Origin of the sequence: Oceanomicrobium pacificus (genome assembly GCF_009833495.1) — a bacterium.
Classification (GTDB): domain Bacteria; phylum Pseudomonadota; class Alphaproteobacteria; order Rhodobacterales; family Rhodobacteraceae; genus Oceanomicrobium; species Oceanomicrobium pacificus.
In genome coordinates, this window is the sequence record NZ_WUWG01000001.1 from 190594 (window position 1) to 215315 (window position 24722).

The following is a 24722-nucleotide window of genomic DNA, read 5'->3' on the forward strand; positions in this document are numbered from 1 at the left end:
AACATGCGAATCGGCATTCTCGTGGCCGGCCATATCAACGGCCCGCTGGCAAACGCGCACGGCACCTATGCCCCGATGTACCGGACCATGCTGCACAGCGCGGCGCCGGAGATCGAGACCCTGAGCGTTTCGCTCGTTGATGGCGAGGCACTGCCAGCGGTGGACGCGGCCGATGGCTGGCTCGTGTCCGGCTCGCGCCACGGCACCTATGAGGACCTTCCATGGATCGAGCCGGCCAAGGCTTTCCTTCGCGACGCCGTTGCTGCGCGGATTCCCGTCGTCGGCATCTGTTTCGGACACCAGCTTCTGGCCGAAGCGATGGGCGGCGCCTCGTCGAAAGCGCCGCAGGGCTGGGGCCTTGGCGTCCATGAGTACCGGTTCGACCGCACGCCTGCCTGGATGGCCGGCGCGGGTGACGGGTTTTCGGGCTTCGCGATCCACCAGGACCAGGTCCAGACGCTTCCAGAGGGTGCGACCGTGCTCGCATCGAGCGCCTTTTGCCCCTATGCCGCACTGGCCTATGGCGACCCTGACCGGCCGGTGGCCCTGTCGGTCCAGCCGCATCCGGAATTCACCCGCGCTTTCGTGCGTGACCTGATCACCGAGCGGCGCGGCATTGCCATGCCGGAGGACCGGAGCGACGAGGCGCTGGCCGGGCTTGACCGGCCTGTCGACAATACCGCCTGGGCCAGGTGGATCGTGGACTTTTTCCAGCAGGCGACCGCCCGGCGCGCCGCCGCGTGAGCCGCACCCGCGCCACGGCACTCGGCTTCGGTGCGGTCCTGCTCTGGGCGGTGCTGGCGCTCTTTACCGTCGGCGCGACAGAGGTCCCGCCCCTGCAATTGCTGGCGGTCTGCTTCCTGACCGGCGGGCTTGTGGGCCTGCCCTGGCTCTGGCGAGACCGGACGGCACTCGGTCGCGTTCGCCCGGCCGTCTGGCTGATGGGTGTGGCGGGGATCTTCGGCTATCATTTTGCCTATGTGATGGCGCTGCGGCTCGCACCGCCGGCGCAGGCAAGCCTGATTGCCTATCTCTGGCCGCTCCTGATCGTGCTGTTCTCCGGCCTCCTGCCGGGCGAACATTTGCGGCGCGGCCATGTGCTCGGCGCGCTGGTCGCTTTCGCGGGCGCGGCGCTCATTGTGGGGCGCGGCGCATCGGGGCCGGCCGCGGCGCCCTGGGCCGGATATGCGGCGGCAATGGCTTGCGCCTTCATCTGGTCGGGTTATTCGGTCCTGAGCCGGCGCGCGGGCACCGCGCCGACCGCCTCGGTTGCGGTTTTCTGCCTCCTGTCGGCGCTCCTTGCCGCCGCCGCGCATCTGATGTTCGAGGCAACTGTCTGGCCGGAAACGCTGACCGGCTGGCTCTCCATGCTCGCACTCGGCCTCGGCCCGATCGGGCTGGCCTTCTACCTCTGGGATATCGGGGTCAAACGGGGGGACATTCAGCTTCTGGGGGTCGCGGCCTATGCGGCACCGCTCCTGTCGACGCTTGTCCTCATCGGTGCCGGGCTCGCGGAACCGAGCCCGGGCCTTCTGCTGGCCGCCGGTCTGATTGCCGGCGGCGCATTCTGGGCCGCGCGGGCCTGACAGTTACATCTGAGCGTTGATGCGCTCGATCTCTTCCTTCAGACGAAGCTTCTGCTTTTTCAACTCGTGGATCGACAGATCATCGGAGGCCGGCTGACGTTGTTCGAATTCGATTTTTTCGGACAGCATCGTATGCTTCTTCTGCAGTTCGGTGAGATGCGAACTCAGGCTCATTGCACGTCTCCTTCTATTGATGGGACCTCATGAGACCACAGAAGCGGCGGGTTGTCATCTCACACTCATTGTCGAAAATTCTAACGAACCACGTCTTGAAACAGCTGCGTTTCAAGCAGGTGAATTTGCAGTTTTTTCCGGTGCGGTTTCGCGGCGGAAACCACCGGTCACGACCGGCTGCGTCGCAAAGCGGCCAAGCTCATCCACAGAATCAGTCAATGCACATGACATATCAGGCCGCCCGCGGGCCGGCGGGTGGCTACCCCGCACTCAGATCGCCCCAACCGAGCGCGGCCCCGTCACGCAGGATCGCACGCGCCGCCGCGCTGCTGTCGTCGCCGTCCTGCTCGTGCCGCGGCCCGTCATGGAGCACGAGCGGCGCCAGAAGCCGGAGCGGACCGGAGCGGCCCTTGAGCGCCGTAACGAGCACCCGCCCCGCGGGTCGCCCGGCGCGCGGGGCAAGCGGGCGGATCATCACGTCCCCGAACTGCCGCCCGAAGGCCATCAGCATATCGTCGAGCCGGTCGGCCTGCTGGATGATTGTCAGACGCCCGCCGGGCCGAAGGCGTTTCCGCCCAGCGGTCACCCAGTCGGCCAGCGTGCCCGCCACCTCCCGATGCGCGGTATCCTTGCCGCTGTCGCGCGGCGCGGAGAAATCCCGCGTCGCATAATAGGGCGGGTTCATCATCACATGGTCGAAACTCTGCGCGCGGATCGTAGGCGGCATGTCGGTCAGATCGCCCGTGACCACGTCCACGGCCATGCCAGCCTCGGCCGCATTGCGCCGCGCAAGTTCGGCATAGGCCGGCTGGCGCTCAAGACCCGTCAGCGCGAGCCCCGGCACGCGCGTGGCCAGACAAAGCGTCGCGGCCCCGACACCGCATCCCAGTTCCAGCACCCGCTCGCCCGCCCGGGCCGGCACGGCCGCGGCCAGAAAAACCGGATCGGTCGCCGCGCGGTAGCCCTGCCGCGGCTGCCAGATCCGCAACCGCCCGTTCAGGAACCGGTCATGGGTGAGTGCCGCACCGTCCATTGCGAACCCGCCTCAGACCTCGGCCGGCAGATCGACATCATTGTCGATCAAGACCTTCCGCGCGCGCGCATATTCATCCCTGTCCACCATCAGGCGGCGCGGCAATATGCCGATCGATCCGTCAAGCACGCTCATATGGACGTCAAAGACAAACACCTCTATATCCTCTGCCTGCAGCATCGCTGTGCAGAACGAGATGAGAACCGGATCATTGGTGCGTAAAATTTCCTGCATGATGAGAAGTTTAGTAGAGCACCGGGACAGCGTCGAGGCCGGTCGGATGACTGAGGATCAAAAGTGAGCGAACCGGGACCATTCGAGGCGCTGCAGGCGCTGCTGGCCGAGGATATGGACGCGGTGAACGGCCTGATCCGCACCCGCATGGCCAGCGAACACGCCCCCCGCATCCCCGAAGTGACCGCGCATCTGGTCGAGGCCGGCGGCAAGCGGCTGCGCCCGCTTCTCACGCTCGCCGCGGCGCGGCTCTGCGGCTATGACGGTCAGGATCATGTGAAGCTCGCCGCCACGGTCGAGTTCATCCACACGGCCACGCTCCTCCATGACGATGTGGTGGACGAAAGCGACCAGCGGCGCGGGCGTCCGACCGCCAACCTCCTGTGGGACAACCAGTCCTCGGTTCTGGTCGGCGACTACCTCTTCTCCCGCTCCTTCCAGTTGATGGTCGAGTGCGGCAGCCTGCGCATCCTCGACATCCTCGCCAATGCGTCCGCCGTGATCGCCGAGGGCGAGGTGCTGCAACTGTCCGCCGCGCAGAACACTGACACGAAGCAGGACACCTACATGCAGGTGGTGCGCGGCAAGACCGCCGCACTCTTTGCCGCCGCGACCGAAGTGGGCGGCGTGGTGGCCGGCGCACCCGAGGATCAGGTGAAGGCGTTGCACGATTACGGCGACGCGCTCGGAATCGCCTTCCAGATCGTGGACGATCTGCTCGACTATGGCGGAGCGACAGTGTCGCTTGGCAAGAATGTCGGTGACGATTTCCGCGAACGGAAGATGACCCTGCCCGTCATCCTCGCGATTGCGGCGGGCAGCGACCAGGACCGCGCCTTCTGGAAGCGGGTGATAGACAAGGGTGACCAGCAGGACGGCGATCTCGACACCGCGCTGACGCGGCTTGCCGAGACCGGTGCACTGGAAAAGACGCGGGACATCGCGCTTGATTGGGCCGACCGCGCACGCGCGGCGCTTGCCCCCCTGCCGGCAGGCGAGTTGCGCGACCTGCTTGACCGACTCGCCGGATTCGTGGTCGCGCGGGTCCGCTAAGCGGGCAGTTCCGGCGCGTGGCCGAGCCGCGCCACCATCGACCAGACATCAGGACGGGCGGCGGCCATCAGGCGCTGCGCATCTGTCGCAGCCCCTTCGCTGTCAAAGAGGGCGAAACAGGTGCCCCCCGATCCCGACATGCGGACGACCGCGGCCCCCTCCATTCGCCGCAGCGCATCAAGCAGGTCAGAGATTCCGGGATGGAGCGCACAGGCGGGCGCTTCCAGATCGTTCCGTACCGACCGCAGATAAGCGAAAAGCGCATCCGCATCCCGCCACCGTGCCGGCAGGTCCGGCAAAGGGTCGGAAAACCTGCCTGACCGCGCACCGAACACGTCCGGCGTGGAAACGGGAACACCGCTATTGGCCAGAAGCGCCCAGACCGGCGGCAGATCAGCCACGGGCGAGAGCCGCTCTCCGATGCCTGCCATCCGGGCCGCGCGTCCGGCGACGCAGACCGGCATGTCCGCGCCGAGCAACAGGCAGGCGGCCATATCTGGCATTGATTTTTTCCAGAGCCGCGCGAGCAGGTGTAAGCTAGTGGCGGCGTCGGACGTCCCTCCGCCGATGCCCGACGCGGGCGGCAGATGTTTTTCCAGCGTGACATGCGCACCCTGCTCCGCGCCCAGGAGCGCCGCGGCCCGCAGCACAAGATTGTCCGCGCCCGGCGGCACAGCACCGGCAAACGGCCCTTCCACTGTCATCTGCAACCGGTCATCGGGCACAACGCTGATCCGGTCGCCGTGGTCCGCAAAAACGACGAGGCTGTCGAGCAGGTGGTAGCCGTCATCCCGACGGCCGGTGACATGAAGCGCGAGGTTGATCTTGGCCGGGGCGATGCCCGAAAGCCGGTCAGCCGCCATTGGCCGCCGTATCGGTGCTCTCGCCCGCTTCTTCTTCCAGCACCTGGTCGAGGCCGACCTCCAGCTTGCGCCGGATCCGCTCGGCTTCCTCTTCTTCCGGCTCGAAGGACAGGGCACGCCGCCACTGGAAGCGGGCTTCGCGCTTGCGGTCCACCATCCAGAGCACGTCGCCCAGATGGTCGTTGATCACGCTGTCATCGGGCAGAAGCTGCACGGCGCGTTCCATCGGCGCGACCGCTTCCTCATACTTGCCGAGCCGGTAGAGCACCCAGCCCAGCGAGTCGGTGATGTAGCCATCCGTCGGACGGGCCGCCACGGCCTTCTCGATCATGGTCTGCGCCTCGTCGAGGTTGCGGCGCAATTCCACCAGCGAATAGCCCAGATAGTTGAGCACCAGCGGCTGGTCGGGGAACAGTTCCAGCGCGCGCCGGAAATCGGCCTCCGCCAGTTCCCACTGGTCGGACCGCTCATAGGAGATGCCACGCGAATAGAAGAGGAACCAGTGTCCGCGCGTCGGGTTCTCCACCTGTGCAATCGCGTCGCTGTAGCTCTCGGCGGCCTCCGCAAACCGCTCCTCGCCACGCAGCGCATCGGCAAGCGCGGTGTGGGCCATGAAACTGTCGGGGAAATCGGCCGTGAGCCGGTTCAGCGCCTCGATTGCGGCATCGGCCTGACCGTCGGCGGCCAGCGCGTCGGCACGCCCGATCTCGGCCGCAAGATAGAGCGGCGAGTCGCGCGGCACGTCGAGATAGGCCTGCGAGGCCAGTTCGAACTGGCCCTGAAGCCCCAGAAGCTCGGCCTGCAGAAGCTGCGCCTCGACCAGTTCGGGGTTCAGATGGCTGGCAAGCCGCGCATAGACGAGCGCGAACCGTTCGGCATTTTCCCGCCCCAGCGCGGCGGCAATCGACAGAACCGCCTGCGCTGCCCCGTCGCGCGGATCGTCGAGCACGTCGAAGGCGATATCCTCGCCCGACATCAGCCGGTCCCGCAGGTCGAGGATGACCGCATCCTCCAGCCCGTTGGCCAGCCCCTCGTCGAGCAGTGCAATCGCATCCGCGGTCCGGTCGAGCTGGTTGAGGATCTGCGCCCGCGCCACCAGTCCGACACGGCCGACGACCGCGGCGGCTTCCGGTGTGCGCGCCAGAATGTCCTCCGCGCCCTCGAAATCACCGGCGCTGGCCAGAAGCAGCGCCTTGTTGAACTGTCCGAAGGCGGCGAGCGCATCATTCTGGCGCAAGGTCTCGAAGGTTGCGGCGGCATCACTGAACGCGCCCGACCCGGCTTCGGCCCAGCCTTTCAGAAGGCCCGCGAGCAGCGTATTGAGCTCGATCCCCTCGCGCGTCACATCGGCAAGCGCGGTCTCGTATTCCTCGGACGCGAAAGCGTCGGCGACCATCACCAGCGTCGCGATCGGATTTTCCGGCTCAACCTCGCGCAGGCGGCGGGCCAGGGCCACGGCCCCGTCCACATCACCGCGCCCGATGAAAGTGACCAGACCGTTCTGCAAGAGCATCGGGTTCTTCGGATCGCGCGCCAGCGCGCGGACGTAATAGTCCGCCGCATTGGCATAGTCGTTGCGGATATCGGCCTGCATCGCGCTCAGATAGGGGCCTGCGAGACCCTGTGCATGCGCCGTCGCCGGAGCGGCCAGCAGGAAAAGGGCCAGGCCGGCCGAGCGAAGCCCAGAGGTAAACCGTGTCACGCGCGCATATCCTTTATCTTTGCCTGTTGGGGCAATCTATGGGGGCAACGCGGGGGATGCAACGCCGCGCAGGTTGCCCTGCACGGCACACGCGTTCACATGTTCGGGTAATTCGGCCCCTCGCCGCCCTGCGGCGTGACCCAGGTGATGTTCTGGCTCGGGTCCTTGATGTCGCAGGTTTTGCAATGCACGCAGTTCTGTGCGTTGATCTGGAACCGCGGATTGGACCCGTCATCATCGGTCAGGATCTCGTAGACCCCCGCCGGGCAATAGCGCTGCGCCGGCTCGTCATAGAGCGGCAGGTTCACCTTCACCGGGATGTCCGGATCGGCCAGCTTCAGGTGACACGGCGCTTCTTCGGCATGGTTGGTGGCCGAAAAGCTGACATTGGTCAGTCGGTCGAAGCTGATCACACCATCGGGCTTGGGATAGTCGATTTCGGGATAGTCGGCCGCCTTGCCCGTCGCTTCCGCATCGGTCTTGCCATGGCTCATGGTGCCGAAAAGCGTGCGGCCGGTGATGTTGGCCACCCACATGTCGAGCCCGCCGAGCGCGAGCGAGGCCGTCAGGCCCCAGCGCGACCAGATCGGCTTCACATTGCGCACCCGCTTGAGGTCCTTGGCGACCGGACCGGACCGCAGGTCGCTCTCATAGGCCTCCAGCTCGTCGCCCGACCGGCCCGCCGCCAGCGCATCGGCCGCCGCGTCCGCCGCGGCAATGCCCGACAGCATCGCATTGTGGTTGCCCTTGATGCGCGGCACGTTCACGAGCCCCGCGGAACAGCCGAGCAGCGCGCCGCCCGGGAAGGTCAGTTTCGGGATCGACTGCCAGCCGCCCTCGGAGATGGCCCGCGCGCCATAGGCGACCCGCTTGCCGCCCCTCAGGAGTTCGGCAATCTTCGGATGGTGCTTCCAGCGCTGGAATTCCATGTACGGGTAGAGGTGCGGGTTGCGGTAATTCAGATGGCACACGAAGCCGAGGAAGATCTGGTTGCCCTCGGTATGGTAGACAAATCCGCCACCGCCGCCATTGCCGCCGAGCGGCCAGCCCATCGTGTGCGTGACCTCGCCCAGATTGTGCTTGTCCGGGTCGATCTCCCAGATTTCCTTCATGCCGAGCCCGTATTTCGGCACGTCATGCCCGTCACGCAGGTTGAACTTGGCAATCGCCTGTTTCGACAGGGAACCGCGCACACCTTCGGCAAGGAAGACATATTTGCCATGCAACTCCATGCCCGGCTCGAAGCCCGGGCCCGGTGTGCCGTCGGGGTTGCGCCCGAACTCGCCGGCGACGACGCCCTTCAGCGCGCCGCTCTCGTCATAGATCAGTTCCGAGCAGGCCATGCCGGGATAGACCTCGACGCCAAGCGCTTCGGCCTGTTCTGCGAGCCAGCGGCAGACATTGGCCATCGAAACGATGTAATTGCCGTGATTGTTCATCAGGCGCGGCATCGGCCAGTTGGGGATGCGGATCTGCCCCGCTTCGCCGAGCAGGTAGAAATTGTCCTTCGCAACCTCGGTCGTGACCGGCGCGCCCTTCTCTTTCCAGTCGGGGATCAGCGCATCGAGACCGCTGGGGTCGAGCACGGCACCCGACAGGATATGCGCGCCAACCTCGGACCCTTTTTCGAGCACGACGACATTGAGGTCCGCATCGCGCTGCTTGAGCCGGATCGCGGCCGACAGACCGGCAGGCCCGGCCCCGACGATCACCACGTCGACTTCCATGGATTCACGTTCGAATTCGGACACGGGCGCTCTCCTCGCAGGCTCGGTTTCGGACTGATGTTGCCTAACGTGGCAAGGGCGGCGGGTCAATCGGGACACAACGTCACTTGCGGTCCACACGCTGCGCCGGCAGGTCCCCGCGCGGCCCGCAAGGGCTTTGTTGAACTCCCCCGTTTCGCGGTCTAGATTTGGCGAAACAGAAAAGCCGAGGGCGGCAACCGAACCGGCCCGACGACAAAGGACGCAGACCAAGCATGGAAAAGATCCCCCTGACGGTCGCCGGCTTCCGGCGGCTCGATAGCGAATTGAAAACGCTCAAGACCGTGGAACGGCCCGCCGTCATCAAGGCAATTGCCGAGGCGCGTGAACATGGCGACTTGTCGGAGAATGCCGAATATCACGCCGCGCGCGAGAAACAGGGGTTCATCGAGGGCCGGGTGAAGGAACTGGAAGGTATCCTCGGCCGGGCGGATGTGATCGACCCGGCGAAAATGTCGGGCACGATCAAATTCGGCGCGACCGTCGATCTCGTCGATATCGATACGGATGCAGAGCGCAGCTACCAGATCGTCGGGGAAGCCGAGGCGGACATCGAAAAGGGCCTGCTCAACATCAAGTCGCCGCTGGCAAGAGCATTGATCGGCAAGGAAGAAGGTGACACTGTCGAGGTGCGCACGCCGGGCGGTCTTAAGGAATATGAAATCCTGGCGGTGAAATTTATCTGAGGCGACCCGCAACGGCGGGGCAGAACCAACCGGGGCCAACCCGGACAGGCGGAACATCGGACCCGGAGGCAAGCGGGCCATGGCAGTACAGACGAACCCCTCCTGGGGGGTGGACTTTCCGGCACGATTGCAACGGCTCTGGGCCGAAAGGCGGGAATTTGTGTTCGCCGCAGGGGCGAGCCTGTTCTGGGTCGCGACCCTGGCCGCCTACGGGGCCGGTTTCGCAGCTGAGGTCGACGCAGGCACGCGCAGCGGAACGGCGCTCCACGTCGCGCTTTTCCTGCTGACGCTCGTTCTGCCGCTCTCGCTTTTCTGGATCACGGCCCACATGGCGCGCGAACTGTCGCGCTTGCGCGAGGAGCAGGCCGACATAAGGACCAGCAATGCGCAACTGATCGAGGCACTGGCCTTCCACGGCCCCACCGCGATGGAGGATGTGACCCGCGCCGTCACGCTCGCCACACGCGCCACGCTCGATCAGGAACGGGCCCAGCAGGCCGCGCAGATCGAACCGCTCTCCGACCAGATCCGCCATCTCGAAGCGGCGGTGCACAAGCTGACCGCAGCGCGCCGGGACGACCGGGCGGAACTGTCGAAACTCGTGACCCTCGCCGTGTCGGCGGCGACGCCGCCCGTGGCTGCCGCTGCCGCACCCGACGCGGCAACCGGTCCGGCCACGAGCTCGGGCCAGCCGAGCCTGCCGCTCGCGGCCGAAATGCCCGAACCGGACGCACCGCTCACCCATGGCGACATCATCCGCGCGCTCAACTTCCCCGCCAATGCCGACGACCGCGCGGGCTTTGCCGTCATGCGCAAGGCGATGCAGCACCGCCCGGCCGCGCTCGTGCTGCGCGCAGCAGAAGATATGCTGAACCTCCTCTCTCAGGAGGGGATCTACATGGACGACCTCTCGCCGCGTCCGACCGATGCCGCCGCCTGGCGGGCCTTTGCAAGCGGGCAGCGCGGCAGCGCGGTGACCGGCATCGGCGCGATCGAGGATATCTCCGCGCTCACGCTGGCGCGCGGCCGGATGAAATCGGACGAGGTGTTCCGCGACACGGCGCTCCATTTCCAGCGCCGGTTCGACACGCTGCTTGAAGAATTCGCAACCGGTGCCTCTGACCGTGACCTGCTCGATCTGGCGGACACGCGGACCGGCCGGGCCTTCATGATCCTTGCGCGGATCAGCGGCGCGCTCGACTGAGCCTCAGGCCGATCCCGTGCGCAGGCCGAAAGCCGCATAGGGCAGGAACCGCACCGGGCTGCCCGCCATCACCTCGCGGCGGTCTTCCTCCAGACAGGCCAGACCGCTCGCCCAGCCCAGCCCCGAGATGAGCCCCGACCCTTCGGAGCGGAACGGCACGACGCTGCCGTCCGCATCGAGCCGCGCGCGCAGATAGTCCCGCCGCCCGATCTTGCGGGTCCGCGCGAAGCCCGCCGGCAGCATCAGCCCCTGCGGCACGTGCCAGCCACGCCCCGACAGGAGCCCGCGCACCGGATAGCCGAAGACCAGCGTGCAGACAAAAGCCGCCACCGGATTGCCGGGCAGGCCCAGAACCGGCACGCCGCGCCAGCGCGACAGGGCGAGCGGCCGGCCCGGTTTCATCGCGATCCGCCAGGCCATGAGCGCCCCTTCGGCCTGCAAGAGTGCCGAGACATGGTCCTCGTCGCCGGTGGAGGCCCCGCCCGAGGTCAGGATCAGGTCGGCCTCCGCCGCGCCGCGGTCAAGCGCTGCCCGGATGGCCGCGGGGTCGTCCGGCGCGCAGCCCAGATCGACAATCTGGCAGTCCCAGTCGCGCAGGATGGCGGCGAGCATCGGGCGGTTGCTGTCGGGCAATTGACCGGGCGACAGCGGCGCGCCAGCGGGGCGCAGCTCGTCCCCCGTTGACAGGATCGCGACCCGCAGGGGTCGGTAGACGGCGATGTCGGACGGGCCGACCGCGGCCAGAAGCGCGATTTCCGCAGCGCCGATTACCGTGCCCGCGGTCAGCACCGTCGCGCCGGTTTGCGCATCCTCGCCCGCGGCGCGCAGGTTGGCGCCGGGTTTCGGCACGGCCGCGAAACGCAAGCTGCCGTCGTCTTCAGTCACATCTTCCTGCAGGATGATCGTGTCGACACCCGCAGGCACCGGCGCGCCGGTCAGGATGCGCAGAGCCGCTCCGGCCGGCACCGAACCGTCGAACGGGTGTCCGGCAGCGGCGCGCCCCGCGACACGCTGCAACAGGGCGCTGCCATCCGCGGTGGGAGAGACCGACGCATAAGAAAAGCCGTATCCGTCAACCGCGGCATTGGCCGCCGGCGGGTTCGGGCGCACGGCCGCCACATCCGCCGCCAGCACGCGGCCCGCCGCGTCAGCCACAGGCACGCGCTCCTGCCCAACCACCGGGCTCAACTGTTTCCGGAGTTCCGCATGCGCCGCGTCGACCGGCGTCCAGTGCACACCGCGCGGCAGCCCGTAGCAATCACCCGCTGGCCGGTCGCCGTCCGTCATGCCACCCCCGGCGTCAGCGCCAGTTCCGCGGCGATGAAATCGGCCACTGCGGCGGGTTCGTCGAGCGGCAGCCACGGCACATGCAGCCCGTCGATCGGCCTGGGGCTCGCAACCGCACGAATGGTCGGGTCTTCGGGCGCAAGCAACGTCCGGCCGGGCGTGTCGCGCCAGACCTCGATCTTCGCGTGACTGTCGCGCTTGTAGCCCTCGACCAGCACCAGATCGACCGGATCGAGCTTGGCCAGCATGTCGGTCAGCGTCGGCTCCGGCCGGTCGCGCAACTCGCTCATCAACGCCCAGCGCGTGTGCGAGGCGAGAAGAACCTGTTGCGCGCCCGCCTGACGGTGCCGATGGCTGTCCTTTCCGGGCTGGTCCACGTCAAAACTGTGATGCGCATGCTTGATGGTGGAGACCCGCGCGCCACGGGCACAGAATTCAGCCACCAGCCGCTCCATCAGCGTTGTCTTCCCGGCATTCTTCCAGCCCACCACACCATAGATATTCATACGGTTTCCCCGTCCGCGAGCCTCGCCCGCGCCGCCTCGAGATCGGCAGGGCGGTTGATGTTGAAAAACGGGTCGGCATCGCCGTGGAACACGACCTCGGCGCAGCCGTGCCGGTCCGACCATTCGATCACCTTGCGCGTGCCGCCAAGGAGCGCCGCGCGCAGATCATCGCGCAGGGCCACGGGCCAGAGCGCGAAGGTCGGATGCCGGTCATGGCGCGGCGCACCATCCGCATCGCGCCCCTCGGTCGCGGCCATGGCGATGGGTGTGCCCTTGGACACTTGTGCCATGCGCAGCGCGTCGACCAAATGCGCGGGCAAGAACGGCGTGTCGGCTGCCGCGGTCACGATCTGCCCGAACCCGGCCGCTGCCGCCCAGTCGAGCCCCGCAAGCACGCCAGCGAGCGGCCCGGGCCTGTCGGGCAGACTGTCCGCGACCACCGGAAGTCCGAAGGACGCGAACCGTTCAGCCGGGCCGTTGGCATTCAGGGCGAGCCGTTTCACCTGGGGGGCGAGCCGGTCGATCACATGGGCCAGCACCGGACGATCGCCGAGCGCCAGCAGCCCCTTGTCGCCGCCGCCCATGCGCCGCGCCGCCCCGCCAGCCAGAATGACACCGGCCACGCCCGTCATGCGGATGCCCCCTTGCGCCGCGCTCGGGCCGGCTCCGGCGATACGCCGGACAGATCCGCGTCGCGCACAAGCCGGTCTTCGCCGCTCAGGCAGACGAACCGTTCGCCCCGCAAGCGCCCGATCAGCGTCAGCCCGACCTGCCGCGCCAGATCCACACCCCATGCGGTGAAGCCCGACCGCGAGGCCAAGATCGGGATACCCATCTGCGCGGTCTTGATAACCATCTCCGAGGTCAGCCGCCCGGTCGTATAGAGGATCTTGTCGGCGGCCCCGACCTGCTCCATCCGCATCCAGCCTGCGATCTTGTCCACGGCATTATGGCGGCCCACATCCTCCATATAGACGAGGGGTTGGTCCTGCTGACAGAGCACCGTGCCGTGGATCGCACCCGCCGACAGGTAGAGGCTTGGCGCGGTGTTGATCCGTTTCGCCAAGGCATAGAGCCACGAAGTCCGCAACTCGGTCTGGGGCAGTTCCAGCCCTTCCAGCCCTTCCATCACGTCGCCGAACACCGTGCCGACCGCGCAGCCCGAGGTGCGCGTCTTGCGTTGCAGCTTGGCCTCATAGTCGGTTTCGCGTTCGGTGCGGACGACGACCGTTTCCGTTTCCGGGTCATGGTCGATCGCCGTGATCCGGTCATCGGGCAGCAGCATGTTCTGGTTCGCCAGATAGCCCACCGCCAGATAATCAGGATAGTCCCCGATCGTCATCGCGGTCACGATTTCCTGCCGGTTCAGGTAGATGGTCAGCGGACGCTCCTCCACCACCGGCAGGCTGACAGCGGCACCGGTCTGGTCGGTGCCGGTGACGCTGCGGGTCAGTCCCCCCGCTTCCGGGTCCGGACCGATGAGGAAATCCTGTGGCACGCACGCTCCCCGGGGTTGGCAATTCCGCGGTTCACGGTATAGACCCGACCGGTCCGTATCCAGAGTGATTTCATGTCGCAAGTGACCCGATCCTATTGGCAGGGTGTGCGCACCGCCCTGCCCTTCCTGCTCGTCATGGGGCCGTTTGCCCTGCTCTTCGGGGTTCTGGCGACCGAGGCGGGACTGACGCGCGTGGAAACGACCGCCTTCTCGGTGATCGTGATCGCGGGCGCGGCGCAATTTGTCGCGCTGCAGCTTCTGACCGAAAGCGCGCCGCTCGCCGCCGTGATCCTGACCGGACTGGCCGTCAACCTGCGGATGCTCTTCTATTCCGCCGCGCTGGTTCCGCATCTGGGCGACGCGCCGCTCTGGAAACGCGCGCTTGCGGGCTATCTGCTCTTCGACCAGACCTATGGCATGGCAATCCAGCGGTTCGAGACGCTGACCGGCATGACCGGCACGCAGAAATATGCCTATTTCTACGGCTGCGCGACGCCGCTGGTGATCTTCTGGTACGGGTTCACCGTTGTGGGCGCGGTTGCTGGCAACCTGATCCCCGAGGGCTATCCGCTCGATTTCGCCGTCCCGATCACCTTCATCGCGCTCTTTGCGCCTGCCCTGCGGAGCCTGCCCCATCTGGGCGCGGCCTTCGTATCGGTGGTGGCGACACTGGCGCTCGGCTGGGTGCCCTACAATCTCGGTCTCATCATCGCGGCGCTCATCGCCATGGCGAGCGGCGCGGCACTGGAACTCTGGCTTACCCGCCGGGCGGAAGGAGGTTCCGATGCCGCCTGACACGAATATCTGGCTGGTGATCTTCTGCCTCGGGGTCGGCACCTTTCTGGTGCGCTTCTCCTTCATCGGGATCATCGGTGACCGCGATCTGCCCGAATGGGTGCTGCGGCACCTGCGCTACGTGGCCGTTGCGGTCATGCCGGGGCTGGTGGCGCCGCTGGTGCTCTGGCCCGATGCCACCGGCGGCACGCCCGAAGCCTCCCGCCTTGCGGCGGCCGGCGCGGCGCTTCTGGCGGGCGTCCTGACCCGTTCGCCGCTCTGGTCGATCGTGGCCGGTTTCGGCACATTGCTTCTTTATCCGCTCATCTTCTGACGGCGGACCGCACTGGGTTCAGAGCGGCAGGGCTGTGGTGCGCCGAACGGTGCGCAGGGCGAAGCTCGAGTGCATCTGCGCCACGCCGGGCAACCGCGCGAGATGACGGCGGTGGATGCGGGCAAAATCATCCGTGTCGCGCGCCATGACTTTCAGCAGGTAATCCGCCGTGCCCGCCATCAGGTGGCATTCCAGCACGTCGGGAATGCGTTTCACACTCTGCTCGAACGCGTCGAGGATCTCGTCGCTCTGACCCGAGAGCGTGATCTCGACAAAGACCGTGGTGCGGCGGTCCACCTTGCGCGGATCCAGAAGCGCCACATAATCCCGGATGATGCCGTCTGCCTCCAGCCGCTGGACACGGCGGTGACAGGCCGAAGCCGACAGCGCAACCGCATCCGCCAGATCAGCATTGGACATGCGCCCCTGTTTCTGGAGCGCGTTCAGGATTTTCACGTCAAGCGCATCGAGTCGCGCCATGTGCAGAACCTTCGAACATTCAGGCAAAATTCAGAAGAAGCTTGCACGATCAGCACCATGTTGCGCGGAACTTTGCAAGCACATTGCGGTTGAAGCTGCCTAGAGAGGCACAATACCGCCGTTGTTGAGGGAGGACACCATGCTCATCGGCTGCCCCAAGGAAATCAAGAACCAGGAATATCGCGTCGGGCTGACGCCGGCCGCCGCGCAGGAAGCGATCGGCCACGGCCATGAGGTCATCATCGAGACCGGCGCCGGTGCCGGTGCCGGTTTTGCCGACAGCGACTATACAGCCGTTGGCGCGGCCATCGTCGACACGGCAGAGGAAGTGTTCGCCCGCGCCGAGATGGTTGTGAAGGTGAAGGAGCCGCAGGCCGTCGAGCGCAAGCAGCTGCGCGAGGGCCAGATCCTTTTCACCTATCTGCATCTCGCCCCCGATCCGGAACAGACCCGTGACCTGCTCGACAGCGGCGTGACCGCGATCGCCTATGAGACCGTGACCGACCGCAATGGCGGGCTGCCGCTTCTGGCGCCTATGTCCGAAGTGGCCGGCCGGCTCGCCCCGCAGGTCGGCGCCTGGACGTTGCAGAAGGCCAATGGCGGCCGCGGTGTCCTGATGGGCGGCGTGCCGGGTGTGTCCCCCGCAAAGGTCGCGGTGATCGGCGGCGGTGTCGTCGGCACCCATGCCGCGCGTGTGGCCGCGGGTATGGGCGCGCGGGTTACTGTCCTCGACATGTCGCTGCCGCGGCTGCGCTATCTCGACGATGTCTTCGCCGGCACGTTCGAGACGCGCTATGCCTCGCGCGGGAACACAGAGGAACTGGTGGCCGAGGCCGATATGGTCATCGGCGCCGTGCTGATCCCGGGTGCGGCTGCGCCAAAGCTCGTCAGCCGCGCGCAACTGTCGGGCATGAAGCCCGGCGCCGCCATCGTCGACGTGGCCATCGACCAGGGTGGCTGTTTCGAGACCAGCCGCGCCACCACCCATGACGACCCGATTTACGAGGTGGACGGCGTGATGCATTACTGCGTGGCCAACATGCCGGGTGCGGTGGCACGCACCTCGACGCTGGCGCTCGGCAACGCGACCATGCCCTTCATGCTGGCCCTCGCCGACAAGGGCTGGCGCGCCGCGTGCGAGGCCGACCCGCACCTGCTCGAAGGGCTCAACACCCATGCCGGCAAGCTGACCTATTACGCGGTCGGCAAGGCGCTCGGCATCGACGTGGTGTCGCCGCAGATCGCGCTCAAGTCCTGACCGGTTCCCGTCGCGGTCGACTGTTGCCGCGACGGAAACAGACTTCGCACCGCCGCCCGCTGTTGCACGCGGGCGGCGGGCCATTAGGTCACTGGGGAAACACGCTCAACAGGAGATCCCCATGGCATATGACAGCGCCCCGAAAGTGACCGACGCCTGGCCGGCAGAGCATCCCGACCGGCTTCAGCTCTATTCCTTCCCGACGCCGAACGGGGTGAAAATCTCCATCGCGCTTGAAGAGATCGGCCTGCCCTACGAGCCGCATCTCGTGCCGCTCAGCGACACGACGCGCCCCGAATTTCTGGCGCTCAACCCGAACAACAAGATCCCTGCGATTGTCGATCCCGACGGCCCCGGCGGAAAACCGCTTCCGCTCTTTGAGAGCGGCGCCATCCTGATCTATCTGGCGGAGAAATCGGGCAAGCTCCTGCCGCAGGATCCGGCGCGGCGCTACGAGACGATCCAGTGGCTGATGTTCCAGATGGGCGGTGTGGGGCCGATGTTCGGCCAGCTTGGTTATTTCTACAAGTTCGCCGGTTCGGAGATCGAGGACCGCCGCCCCGTCGAGCGTTATCTGGGCGAGGCCAAGCGCCTGCTCGGGGTGCTCGACCAGCGGCTGGAGGGCCGCGAATGGATCATGGACGATGACTATACCATCGCCGATATCGCCATCTTCCCGTGGGTGCGCACGCTCGACCTCTTCTACGGCGCGGGCGAGGAACTGGGCCTGAAGAGCTACACCAACGTGATGAACTGGCTGGAGCGTTGTCTCGCGCGGCCGGCAAGCCAGGCGGGGCTGAACGTGCCCGACCGGAACGGCTGAGCGTCCCCCGCAACACAGAAAAGGCGGCACCTGCGGGCGCCGCCTTTTTCATGTCCGGCCGGTGCGGGGATCAACCCGGCAGCGCGCCGTTCAGCACATAATCAAGGATCTGGACCACCTGTTCGGGCGTCTCGGTCACGGCGAGCGCGGCCGCATCCACTTCCTTCAGCGCATGCTGGTGATCGGCCCCGTGCATGATGACAAGCGACTTGCCGAGCGCCGCGGCATAGCCCGCGTCGAAAGCCGCGTTCCACTGGCGGTACTTTTCCCCGAACCGCACAACGACCACGTCCGCCGCAGCGATGGCCGCGCGGGTGCGGATCGCGTTCAGCTTGGCGCCCTTATGGTCGTGCCAGAACTTCTGGTCTTCCGCCCCCATGATCGCCACGCCGCAATCATCCGACGCGTCATGGTCGGTCACCGGACTGGTGAAGGTGACATCGAGCCCCTTGGCCGCCGCCCCGCGCACGATCTGGTCGCGCCAGTCGGTATGGATCTCTCCGGACAGGTAGACTTCCATCGCTGTTACCCCCTCAGGCTGGCGCCGGTCGCCTTGGTCACACCGGCAACGATCTTGGCGGACACGGCTTCGATTTCCGCGTCGGTGAGCGTGGCCTTGCGCGGCTGCAGGCGCACGGTGATGGCGACGGACTTCTTGCCCGCGCCCATCTGTGCCGCGGCCTTTTCACCGTCGAACACGTCGAACGTCGACACATCGGCAATCAGCGCCTTGTCGGCGCCCTGCGCGGCGCGCAGGATCTGCTCGGCCTCGACACCCGCATCCACCACGAATGCGAAATCGCGGTCAACCGGCTGGAAGTCGGAGATGTCGAGCGCGGGGCGCGTCGTCGATTTGGACCGTTTCGCGGGCACATTGTCGGGGAAGATGGTGAAAGCCACGGCCGGTCCCTTCACACCGAACGCATCAAGGATGCGCGGGTGCAATTCGCCGAACACGGCCAGCCCGTTCTTCGGGCCGAGGCTCAGCACGGCCGAACGGCCGGGATGGAACCAGTCGGGTGCGCGGCGCATGACCATGAGCTTTGCCGGCGCACCGACCGCAGCCAGTGCCGCTTCCGCATCGGCCTTGGCATCATAAAGATCGACCGGCCGACGGGTGCCGAACGGGTTGCGTGCCGCACTTGCCCCCACCAGCAGGCCGGTGCCCTGCAGCGCCTGCTCGCCCGCTTCCCCGCCAGAGAAGACCGGGCCGACCTCGAAGAGCGCCAGATCGCCGGCCGACCGCGCCTGGTTGCGGGCCGCGGCCTGCAACAGGCCCGGCAGCAGGTCGGGCCGCATGTGGCTCATCTCCGAACTGATCGGGTTGGCCAGTTTGGTTGCGTCCTGTCCCCCGCCGAAATGTCCGGCCGCTGCCGCGTCGATGAAGGAATAAGTGACGCATTCATTGTAGCCCAGCGCCGCCAGCGTGCGCCGCAGGCCCTGCTCGCGCAGCTGCGCAGGCGTCAGGACCGGGCGCGCCACGCCGGGGTCACGCCGCATCGGCTGGCCCTTCAGCTTGGTCAGCGACGCCACGCGGGCGATTTCCTCGACCAGATCGGCCTCCCCCAGCACGTCGGGGCGCCAGCTTGGCACCCAGGCCTCGATCCGGTCGCCGCTGCCGGCCACGCCGAAGCCCAGATCGGTCAGAATGCGAACCTGCTCGGCCTCGGGGATGTCCATACCGACAAGCGAGACGACCCGCGTCGGGTCGAGCTTGTAGGCCCGCGACGTGTCGGGCACCGCGCCGGCTGACACGACATGGCTCGGCGTGCCGCCACACAGATCAAGGATCAGCTTCGTGGCCATGTCAATGCCGTGCGGCGTGAAATCCGGATCCACCCCGCGCTCGAACCGGTAGCGCGCATCGGAGTTGATCCGCAGTTGGCGACCGGCCTGCGCGATGGTGATCGGGTCCCAATAGGCGCTCTCGACAAAGACGTTCACCGTCTCTTCTGTGCAGCCCGTGGCGAGCCCGCCCATGATGCCGCCGATGCTTTCCGCGCCGCCCTCGTCACAGACAGCGAGCATGGTCTCGTCGAGCGTATAGTCCTTCTCGTCGAGCGCGGTCAGCGTCTCTCCGGCCTTGGCGAAGCGCACGGTGATGTCACCCTTCACCTTGTCCGCGTCGAAGACGTGAAGCGGGCGGTTGCGGTCGTATGTCAGGTAATTGGTGATGTCGACAAGCGCGGAGATCGGCCGCAAACCGATCGCACGCAGCCGGTCCTGCAACCATTGCGGCGAGGGGCCGTTCTTCACGCCGCGGATCAGGCGGCCGACGAAGAGCGGGCAGGCCTTGTCGGCCACGGCCGGGTCCAGATGCACCTTGATCGGGCTCTCGAACGTGCCCTCGACCGGCTCCGGCGCGGGCGAGACCTTGCGTCCCAGCCCTCGGGCGGCAAGGTCGCGCGCGATCCCCTCGATCCCGAGCGCATCGGGCCGGTTCGGCGTGATCGCGATCTCGATGACCGGATCGTCTTTCTTGGCATAGTCGATGTAACGCTGGCCGACCTCGGCATCGGCGCCGAGCTCGATGATCCCGTCATGCTCGTCCGACAGTTCCAGTTCGCGCTCCGAACACATCATGCCGAAGCTTTCCACACCACGGATCTTGCCGACCTTGATGACCGTGTCGATGCCCGGGATATAGTCGCCGGGCTGGGCCACCACGACCTTGATGCCGGCCCGCGCATTGGGGGCGCCGCAGATGATCTGCTGGTCGCCGGTGGCGGTGCGCACGGTGCAGACCTTCAGCTTGTCGGCGTCGGGATGTTTCTCCGCGGCGATCACCTCTCCGACGCGGAACGTGCCGAGCCGCTCGGCCGGATCCTCGACCCCTTCGACCTCGAGCCCGAGATCGGTCAGGGCATAGAGGATCTCCTCCAGCGTGGCGTCGGTTTCCAAATGCTCCTTGAGCCAGGACAGGGTGAATTTCATGGGTTCGCAACCTTGTTTCTCGTCCGCGCCTCCATACCCAATTCATCCGCGCGGTGAAAGGGTTTGCGGGGCCAAACTTGCGCCACATTTGCCGTTCATGCTACGTTCATCCAACGGGGCCGCGTATTTTGGCCCTTCTGGTGTTTTGCGTTTTTGTACGTGTGGGGGCGTACCATGACATTTTTCAAGCGATTTTACTCGGACATGTCCGGGGCTTTGACTGTTGAGTTCACCGTTCTTGCAGCATCACTCGTGGGCATTTCCACCGCGACGATGATTTCCGTCCAGTCGGGCGTTTTCTCCAAAGGTGGCGAGATTACCGAAGCCGTTGCCGGCTCCGGCGAAGTTGCCGCGCGCACCGAAGCCGTGATTCCGCAAATCGCGACCGGCACTGGTGGCGGGCTCGGCTCCGGCGGCACTGTCTCGCTCGGAGAGGATGAGGAAGAGGACGAAGTGGCCACCAATACCGGCGGGCCGGGCCTGACCGGCACCGGTGGCGGGGGTGGTGGCGGCTATTCCGGCGCCCCGTCCGCATCCGGCACCGATGATGCCTGTACGGCAACCGCAGGCAGCGGCAGCGCAGGTCTTTCGGCCACGCAAGGATGCACGGACACGAGCGTCAACTGACTCTGAATAAACGAAACGTCTGAATCACTTGTCGGCCCGGTCGACGAGGCGGAACCGTTCGCAGACCAGCATCATGTCGTCCGACCAGCCGCCATTGCGCTCGAAATAGGCGCGATGGTCTGCACGCCACCCGTCGAGACTGTCATTCTCGCCCTCGGCCAGTGCGAAATCCGCATCCACGTCGCAATAGCGCTTCATCTCCACCGACACGGTTTCAATAAGGGCAACGCCCCGCCCGTCCCAGTCGAGCGCAATGTCGCGGCGGCCGACCACCGGCATGGCCTCGCCTTCGTCCTCGAAATCGCGCAAGGCCCCGCAGGTCGCGGTCTTGCGCCCCGAAAGGACAAGCGCCAGAAGCTGGTCGCACAGTGCGCGGCTGTCGCCGAAAGTGAAGGTTTCGGCCTGAGGGTATGTGTCCCTCAGGTCCCTCACCGGCTCAGGCCACCGTGGATGGTCGGCAGGTCGAGCGCGGCGAACCCGTAATTGCGCAGCCAGCGCAGGTCACTGTCGAAGAAAGCGCGCAGGTCGGGGATACCGTATTTCAGCATGGCGATCCGGTCGATGCCGACGCCGAAGGCAAAGCCCTGATAGGCAGACGGGTCGACGCCCGCGGCCTCCAGCACTTTCGGGTGGACCATGCCGGAGCCAAGAATTTCCATCCAGTCGTCGCCCTCGCCGATCTTCAGCTGACCCTTGTCCCAGGAACAGCGGATATCGACCTCGGCCGACGGTTCGGTGAAGGGGAAGTGCGAGGCACGGAAGCGCAGTTCGACCTCGTCCACCTCGAAGAAGGCGCGGCAGAATTCCTCCAGCACCCATTTGAGGTTCGCCATCGAGATATCGCGGTCAATCGCGAGCCCCTCGAACTGGTGGAACATTGGCGTGTGGGTCTGGTCATAGTCCGCGCGGTAGACGCGACCCGGCGCGATGATCCGGCAGGGCGCGCCATGCTCCTGCAGATAGCGGATCTGCACCGGCGAAGTATGGGTCCGCAGAACGTTGGGCGGTCGATTGTCGCCCGCGTCACGATGCATGTAGAACGTGTCATGCTCCTGCCGTGCGGGATGCTCCGGCGGAATGTTGAGCGCGTCGAAATTGTACCAGTCCGTCTCGATCTGCGGGCCTTCGGCCACGGCAAATCCGAGATCGGCAAAGATCGCGATCACTTCCTCGGTCACTTGGCTGACCGGATGGATCGTGCCTGTCCGCGCCGGCCGTGGCGCCAGCGTCACGTCGAGCCATTCGGATTTCAGACGCTCTTCCAGGGCGGCATCCGCGAGCGCGGCCTTGGCCGCGGCGAGCGCGCTGTTGATCTCGTTCTTCAGCGCATTGAGCGCGGGTCCGGCGGTCTGGCGCTCCTCGGGCGTCATCTTGCCCAACTCGCGCATTTTCAGGCTGACTTCACCCTTCTTGCCGACCGCGGCGACGCGCACGGCTTCAAGCGCGGCCTCGTCGCCGGCATCGGAAATCTGCTGGAGAAATTTCTGTCTCAGCTCGTCCATCGGACCCTCTCGAAACTCTGTTGCGTCCTGTTACCACAGGCTTGCCGGATTGCAACCGCAGGCCAGCCGCACCGGGCCAGCGCCCGGGCACAAAAAAACCGCGGGGGCCGGTCCGGCCCCCGCGGCTGATCTGTCAGCGATCCGTCGCGGCTCAGGCCAGCGCGGCTTTCGCCTGATCGACGATGGCGTTGAACGCCGCCGGCTCGTGCACGGCGAGATCGGCCAGAACCTTGCGGTCCACTTCGATGCCGGCCTTGGTCAGGCCGTTGATGAAGCGGGAATAGGTCATGGCTTCGTCATGCGCGCGCACGCCTGCGTTGATCCGCTGAATCCACAGGGCGCGGAAATTCCGCTTCCGAACCTTCCGGTCGCGGGTCGCATACTGCATCGACTTGTCGACAGCCTGCGTCGCGGTGCGGAAGTTGCGGCTGCGGGCGCCGTAATAACCTTTGGCCGCCTTGATGACCTTGCGGTGACGGGCGTGGGTGGTGGTACCGCCTTTAACTCGGGACATGGGTCTGGCTCCTCTTAACGCGCGTAGGGCATGTAGGTTTTGACGATCGCCTCATCCGCCTTGGACAGCGTGGTGGTGCCACGCGCGTCGCGGATGAATTTGTTGGACCGTTTGATCATGCCATGGCGCTTGCCCGCCTGGCCTGCCTTGACGCGGCCGGAGGCCGTGACCTTGAAGCGCTTCTTGGCGCTCGACTTCGTCTTCATCTTGGGCATTTCCATCTCCTTCTCAGGATGTGGTCGTCTGGTGCGACTCGGCAGCCCTATCGGCCGGCCACACCGGTGAAAGCGGGCTTATAGGACTGCAACGGCAGCCCTGCAAGCCCGAAATTGCGTGTCCTGCGCCCTTACTCGGGTTCGCCTTCGTAGATCGCGCGCTCCTGCACCGGCGCCACACGCAGGATGTTGGTCGACCCCGGCGTGTTGAAGGGAATGCCGGCGGTGACGACGATCCGGTCATCCTCGCTCGCGAACCCGTAGTTGCGCGCCGCGCGGGCCGCGTTGACCACGGCCATCTTGAACCGCTCGACGCGGTTGTTGACCACAACGCAATGCAGGCCCCAGGTCAGGGTCAGCCGGCGGGCCGTGTCGATCATCGGCGTGAGCGCGATGATCGGCACGCGCGGCCGCTCGCGGGAGGCAAGCTTGGCCGTGGTGCCGGAATGGGTGAAGCAGCAGATCGCCTTGACGTTGGTCGTCTCGGCCACCTCGCGGGCGGCAACGGTGATCGCATCGGCCACGCGCTCGCGCGACGGCGTGCGGGCGGCTTCGAGGATTTGGCGGTAGATCTCGTCCGATTCCACCTCTTCCGCGACCGCATTCATGGTGCGCACGGCCTCGACCGGATAGTCGCCGGCGGCACTTTCGGCCGACAGCATCACCGCGTCAGCACCTTCATAGATGGCCTGCGCGACATCGGACACTTCGGCGCGCGTCGGCACCGGGGCCGCGATCATGCTTTCCATCATCTGGGTCGCCACAATGACCGGCTTGCCCACCGCGCGGCAGCCCCGCACAAGGCGCTTCTGGATCGGCGGCACGGCCTGCACCGGCAGTTCCACGCCGAGATCGCCGCGCGCCACCATGATCCCGTCGGACGCATCGAGGATCTCGGGGAAGGCTTTCACGGCGGCCGGTTTCTCGATCTTGGCGAGCACGGCGGCGCGGCCTGCGGCCAGTTCGCGGGCCTCGTGCATGTCCTCGGCCCGCTGCACGAAGGAGAGCGCCAGCCAGTCGACACCCAGTTCGCAGACAAATTCGAGGTCCTTGCGGTCCTTGTCGGACAGCGCCGCGAGCGGCAGCACCACGTCGGGCACATTGACGCCCTTGCGGTTGGAAATCTCGCCGCCGACCTCGACCACCGTGTCGGCATGTTCGGGCGAACAGTCGGTGACCTTCAGCCGGATCTTCCCGTCATTGACCAGAAGCGTCGAGCCGGGCTGGAGTGCCGCAAAAATCTCGGGATGCGGCAGGCGGACACGGCTGGCATCGCCCGGCGCCTCGTCCAGATCGAAACGGAAGCTCGCGCCCTCTTCCAGTTCATAAGGCCCGTCGGCAAATTCGCCGCAGCGCAGTTTCGGCCCCTGAAGATCGGCAAGGATGCAGATCGGGCGCTCCATTTCCTCTTCGATCTGGCGGATCAGCTTGTGGCGCTGCCGGATATCGTCATGTGACCCGTGGCTCATGTTCAGGCGAAACACATCGGCACCGGCAAGGAACAGGTCACGGATCATCTCGTACCCGTCGGAGGCCGGCCCCAAGGTGGCGACGATTTTCACGTTACGGTTGCGTCTCAAGCCTGTCATCGGATCCTCTGGTCATGCTCTACGGGGCGTTTTGCGGCTCTCTTAGCGCAGCCAAGGGGAAATGTCCGGCAAAAATCGGG

28 protein-coding genes are annotated in these 24722 nt (G+C 66.2%); 10 read left to right on the plus strand and 18 right to left on the minus strand.

Translation table 11 applies throughout. From position 1 onward, the window contains the following. The first annotated feature begins 3 nt into the window (after positions 1-3). Both GSH16_RS00975 and yddG read left to right on the plus strand, forming a co-directional pair. Positions 4-744 (plus strand): type 1 glutamine amidotransferase, encoded by a 741-nt coding sequence (locus tag GSH16_RS00975; RefSeq protein ID WP_160851020.1) that lies wholly within the window; start codon positions 4-6, stop codon positions 742-744. Further along, positions 741-1586, plus strand: coding sequence for an aromatic amino acid exporter YddG (gene yddG, locus GSH16_RS00980; RefSeq protein ID WP_160851022.1), 846 nt, complete (start codon positions 741-743; stop codon positions 1584-1586). Before GSH16_RS00975 ends, yddG begins: the two co-directional genes overlap by 4 nt. A gap of 3 nt (positions 1587-1589) precedes the next feature. On the opposite strand, the gene GSH16_RS00985 is transcribed toward yddG, so the two are convergent. The 3 genes from GSH16_RS00985 to GSH16_RS00995 all read right to left on the minus strand — a co-directional run bounded on the left by GSH16_RS00985 (position 1590) and on the right by GSH16_RS00995 (position 3027). After that, positions 1590-1760, minus strand: a complete 171-nt coding sequence (locus GSH16_RS00985) for a YdcH family protein (protein WP_160851023.1) — start codon at positions 1758-1760, stop codon at positions 1590-1592. Positions 1761-2019: 259 nt separating this feature from the next. Next, entirely contained in the window at positions 2020-2793 is a 774-nt protein-coding gene (locus GSH16_RS00990; protein ID WP_160851025.1) for a tRNA1(Val) (adenine(37)-N6)-methyltransferase, read from the minus strand. A 12-nt stretch (positions 2794-2805) separates the two neighbouring features. Beyond that, on the minus strand, positions 2806-3027 hold the full coding sequence (locus tag GSH16_RS00995; protein WP_160851027.1) for a putative signal transducing protein: 222 nt from the start codon (positions 3025-3027) through the stop codon (positions 2806-2808). Between the two features lie 114 nt (positions 3028-3141). Between GSH16_RS00995 and GSH16_RS01000 the strand changes: the two genes are divergently transcribed. Continuing rightward, a complete protein-coding gene (locus tag GSH16_RS01000; RefSeq protein ID WP_160852889.1) occupies positions 3142-4080 on the plus strand; it encodes a polyprenyl synthetase family protein in 939 nt (312 codons plus the stop codon). On the opposite strand, the gene GSH16_RS01005 is transcribed toward GSH16_RS01000, so the two are convergent. From GSH16_RS01005 to GSH16_RS01015, 3 genes are all read right to left on the minus strand, one after another. Continuing rightward, entirely contained in the window at positions 4077-4943 is an 867-nt protein-coding gene (locus GSH16_RS01005) for a 4-(cytidine 5'-diphospho)-2-C-methyl-D-erythritol kinase (protein ID WP_160851029.1), read from the minus strand. The two genes, GSH16_RS01000 and GSH16_RS01005, sit on opposite strands and share 4 nt — an antisense overlap. Beyond that, the gene (locus GSH16_RS01010; RefSeq protein ID WP_328803128.1) at positions 4933-6645 is read right to left on the minus strand and encodes a tetratricopeptide repeat protein; all 1713 of its coding nucleotides are present in this window, start codon (positions 6643-6645) and stop codon (positions 4933-4935) included. The genes GSH16_RS01005 and GSH16_RS01010 overlap by 11 nt, the downstream gene beginning before the upstream one ends. Positions 6646-6740: 95 nt before the next feature. After that, on the minus strand, positions 6741-8396 hold the full coding sequence (locus tag GSH16_RS01015; RefSeq protein WP_160851030.1) for an electron transfer flavoprotein-ubiquinone oxidoreductase: 1656 nt from the start codon (positions 8394-8396) through the stop codon (positions 6741-6743). A gap of 230 nt (positions 8397-8626) precedes the next feature. Here GSH16_RS01015 and greA point away from each other — a divergent pair, with 230 nt between their 5' ends. Beyond that, positions 8627-9097, plus strand: a complete 471-nt coding sequence (gene greA, locus GSH16_RS01020; protein WP_160851032.1) for a transcription elongation factor GreA — start codon at positions 8627-8629, stop codon at positions 9095-9097. A 79-nt stretch (positions 9098-9176) separates the two neighbouring features. Continuing rightward, positions 9177-10301, plus strand: coding sequence for a hypothetical protein (locus tag GSH16_RS01025; protein WP_160851034.1), 1125 nt, complete (start codon positions 9177-9179; stop codon positions 10299-10301). 3 nt (positions 10302-10304) lie between these two features. Here the strand turns inward: GSH16_RS01025 and GSH16_RS01030 are convergent, their stop codons facing one another. From GSH16_RS01030 to GSH16_RS01045, 4 genes are read right to left on the minus strand one after another with little or no spacing between them, the layout of a single operon-like run. Next, complete coding sequence (locus GSH16_RS01030; RefSeq protein WP_160851036.1) at positions 10305-11588, minus strand: molybdopterin-binding protein; 1284 nt, start codon at positions 11586-11588, stop codon at positions 10305-10307. Next, positions 11585-12094, minus strand: coding sequence for a molybdopterin-guanine dinucleotide biosynthesis protein B (mobB, locus tag GSH16_RS01035; protein ID WP_160851037.1), 510 nt, complete (start codon positions 12092-12094; stop codon positions 11585-11587). Before mobB ends, GSH16_RS01030 begins: the two co-directional genes overlap by 4 nt. After that, complete coding sequence (gene mobA / locus GSH16_RS01040; RefSeq protein WP_160851039.1) at positions 12091-12726, minus strand: molybdenum cofactor guanylyltransferase MobA; 636 nt, start codon at positions 12724-12726, stop codon at positions 12091-12093. The genes mobB and mobA overlap by 4 nt, the downstream gene beginning before the upstream one ends. Then, positions 12723-13592: a formate dehydrogenase accessory sulfurtransferase FdhD gene (locus GSH16_RS01045; protein ID WP_160851041.1), complete on the minus strand. Its 870-nt coding sequence runs from the start codon at positions 13590-13592 to the stop codon at positions 12723-12725. Before GSH16_RS01045 ends, mobA begins: the two co-directional genes overlap by 4 nt. A 72-nt stretch (positions 13593-13664) precedes the next feature. Between GSH16_RS01045 and GSH16_RS01050 the strand changes: the two genes are divergently transcribed. Continuing rightward, entirely contained in the window at positions 13665-14387 is a 723-nt protein-coding gene (locus GSH16_RS01050; RefSeq protein WP_160851043.1) for an AzlC family ABC transporter permease, read from the plus strand. Further along, entirely contained in the window at positions 14377-14700 is a 324-nt protein-coding gene (locus tag GSH16_RS01055) for an AzlD domain-containing protein (protein ID WP_160851044.1), read from the plus strand. Before GSH16_RS01050 ends, GSH16_RS01055 begins: the two co-directional genes overlap by 11 nt. Before the next feature lie 18 nt (positions 14701-14718). Here GSH16_RS01055 and GSH16_RS01060 read toward each other — a convergent pair whose 3' ends face one another. After that, positions 14719-15180, minus strand: a complete 462-nt coding sequence (locus tag GSH16_RS01060; protein ID WP_160851046.1) for an Lrp/AsnC family transcriptional regulator — start codon at positions 15178-15180, stop codon at positions 14719-14721. Positions 15181-15319: 139 nt separating this feature from the next. On the opposite strand from GSH16_RS01060, the gene ald reads away from it, so the two are divergent. Together ald and GSH16_RS01070 are read left to right on the plus strand one after the other, a co-directional pair. Continuing rightward, positions 15320-16438, plus strand: a complete 1119-nt coding sequence (gene ald, locus GSH16_RS01065; RefSeq protein ID WP_160851048.1) for an alanine dehydrogenase — start codon at positions 15320-15322, stop codon at positions 16436-16438. Between the two features lie 121 nt (positions 16439-16559). After that, positions 16560-17261 carry a glutathione S-transferase N-terminal domain-containing protein gene (locus GSH16_RS01070; RefSeq protein ID WP_160851050.1) on the plus strand — a complete coding sequence of 234 codons (702 nt, stop codon included), beginning with the start codon at positions 16560-16562 and terminating at the stop codon, positions 17259-17261. A 70-nt stretch (positions 17262-17331) separates the two neighbouring features. On the opposite strand, the gene GSH16_RS01075 is transcribed toward GSH16_RS01070, so the two are convergent. Then, positions 17332-17781: a YtoQ family protein gene (locus GSH16_RS01075; RefSeq protein ID WP_160851052.1), complete on the minus strand. Its 450-nt coding sequence runs from the start codon at positions 17779-17781 to the stop codon at positions 17332-17334. A gap of 5 nt (positions 17782-17786) precedes the next feature. Then, positions 17787-20195 carry a phenylalanine--tRNA ligase subunit beta gene (pheT, locus tag GSH16_RS01080; protein WP_160851054.1) on the minus strand — a complete coding sequence of 803 codons (2409 nt, stop codon included), beginning with the start codon at positions 20193-20195 and terminating at the stop codon, positions 17787-17789. A 252-nt stretch (positions 20196-20447) separates the two neighbouring features. Between pheT and GSH16_RS15965 the strand changes: the two genes are divergently transcribed. Continuing rightward, a complete protein-coding gene (locus GSH16_RS15965) occupies positions 20448-20822 on the plus strand; it encodes a hypothetical protein (protein ID WP_160851056.1) in 375 nt (124 codons plus the stop codon). 24 nt (positions 20823-20846) lie between these two features. Here the strand turns inward: GSH16_RS15965 and GSH16_RS01090 are convergent, their stop codons facing one another. From GSH16_RS01090 to pyk, 5 genes are all read right to left on the minus strand, one after another. Next, entirely contained in the window at positions 20847-21254 is a 408-nt protein-coding gene (locus GSH16_RS01090; protein WP_160851058.1) for an ASCH domain-containing protein, read from the minus strand. Further along, on the minus strand, positions 21251-22324 hold the full coding sequence (gene pheS / locus GSH16_RS01095) for a phenylalanine--tRNA ligase subunit alpha (RefSeq protein WP_160851060.1): 1074 nt from the start codon (positions 22322-22324) through the stop codon (positions 21251-21253). Before pheS ends, GSH16_RS01090 begins: the two co-directional genes overlap by 4 nt. 151 nt (positions 22325-22475) lie before the next feature. Beyond that, positions 22476-22838 (minus strand): 50S ribosomal protein L20, encoded by a 363-nt coding sequence (rplT, locus tag GSH16_RS01100; RefSeq protein WP_160851062.1) that lies wholly within the window; start codon positions 22836-22838, stop codon positions 22476-22478. 14 nt (positions 22839-22852) lie between these two features. Continuing rightward, positions 22853-23053 (minus strand): 50S ribosomal protein L35, encoded by a 201-nt coding sequence (rpmI, locus tag GSH16_RS01105; RefSeq protein WP_160851064.1) that lies wholly within the window; start codon positions 23051-23053, stop codon positions 22853-22855. A 131-nt stretch (positions 23054-23184) separates the two neighbouring features. Continuing rightward, positions 23185-24633, minus strand: a complete 1449-nt coding sequence (gene pyk, locus GSH16_RS01110; RefSeq protein WP_160852893.1) for a pyruvate kinase — start codon at positions 24631-24633, stop codon at positions 23185-23187. Positions 24634-24722 lie beyond the last annotated feature (89 nt).

Coding starts and splice junctions, on each gene's coding strand:
- rpmI (WP_160851064.1), bottom strand. CDS start 23,053: ATGCCCAAGATGAAGACGAAGTCGAGCGCCAAGAAGCGCTTCAAGGTC.
- GSH16_RS01055 (WP_160851044.1), top strand. CDS start 14,377: ATGCCGCCTGACACGAATATCTGGCTGGTGATCTTCTGCCTCGGGGTC.
- ald (WP_160851048.1), top strand. CDS start 15,320: ATGCTCATCGGCTGCCCCAAGGAAATCAAGAACCAGGAATATCGCGTC.
- GSH16_RS00975 (WP_160851020.1), top strand. CDS start 4: ATGCGAATCGGCATTCTCGTGGCCGGCCATATCAACGGCCCGCTGGCA.
- GSH16_RS01050 (WP_160851043.1), top strand. CDS start 13,665: ATGTCGCAAGTGACCCGATCCTATTGGCAGGGTGTGCGCACCGCCCTG.
- GSH16_RS00990 (WP_160851025.1), bottom strand. CDS start 2,793: ATGGACGGTGCGGCACTCACCCATGACCGGTTCCTGAACGGGCGGTTG.
- greA (WP_160851032.1), top strand. CDS start 8,627: ATGGAAAAGATCCCCCTGACGGTCGCCGGCTTCCGGCGGCTCGATAGC.
- GSH16_RS01075 (WP_160851052.1), bottom strand. CDS start 17,781: ATGGAAGTCTACCTGTCCGGAGAGATCCATACCGACTGGCGCGACCAG.
- GSH16_RS01070 (WP_160851050.1), top strand. CDS start 16,560: ATGGCATATGACAGCGCCCCGAAAGTGACCGACGCCTGGCCGGCAGAG.
- pheS (WP_160851060.1), bottom strand. CDS start 22,324: ATGGACGAGCTGAGACAGAAATTTCTCCAGCAGATTTCCGATGCCGGC.
- GSH16_RS01000 (WP_160852889.1), top strand. CDS start 3,142: ATGGACGCGGTGAACGGCCTGATCCGCACCCGCATGGCCAGCGAACAC.
- mobA (WP_160851039.1), bottom strand. CDS start 12,726: ATGACGGGCGTGGCCGGTGTCATTCTGGCTGGCGGGGCGGCGCGGCGC.
- mobB (WP_160851037.1), bottom strand. CDS start 12,094: ATGAATATCTATGGTGTGGTGGGCTGGAAGAATGCCGGGAAGACAACG.
- GSH16_RS01030 (WP_160851036.1), bottom strand. CDS start 11,588: ATGACGGACGGCGACCGGCCAGCGGGTGATTGCTACGGGCTGCCGCGC.
- GSH16_RS01025 (WP_160851034.1), top strand. CDS start 9,177: ATGGCAGTACAGACGAACCCCTCCTGGGGGGTGGACTTTCCGGCACGA.
- rplT (WP_160851062.1), bottom strand. CDS start 22,838: ATGTCCCGAGTTAAAGGCGGTACCACCACCCACGCCCGTCACCGCAAG.
- GSH16_RS01060 (WP_160851046.1), bottom strand. CDS start 15,180: ATGGCGCGACTCGATGCGCTTGACGTGAAAATCCTGAACGCGCTCCAG.
- GSH16_RS01005 (WP_160851029.1), bottom strand. CDS start 4,943: ATGGCGGCTGACCGGCTTTCGGGCATCGCCCCGGCCAAGATCAACCTC.
- pheT (WP_160851054.1), bottom strand. CDS start 20,195: ATGAAATTCACCCTGTCCTGGCTCAAGGAGCATTTGGAAACCGACGCC.
- GSH16_RS00995 (WP_160851027.1), bottom strand. CDS start 3,027: ATGCAGGAAATTTTACGCACCAATGATCCGGTTCTCATCTCGTTCTGC.
- GSH16_RS00985 (WP_160851023.1), bottom strand. CDS start 1,760: ATGAGCCTGAGTTCGCATCTCACCGAACTGCAGAAGAAGCATACGATG.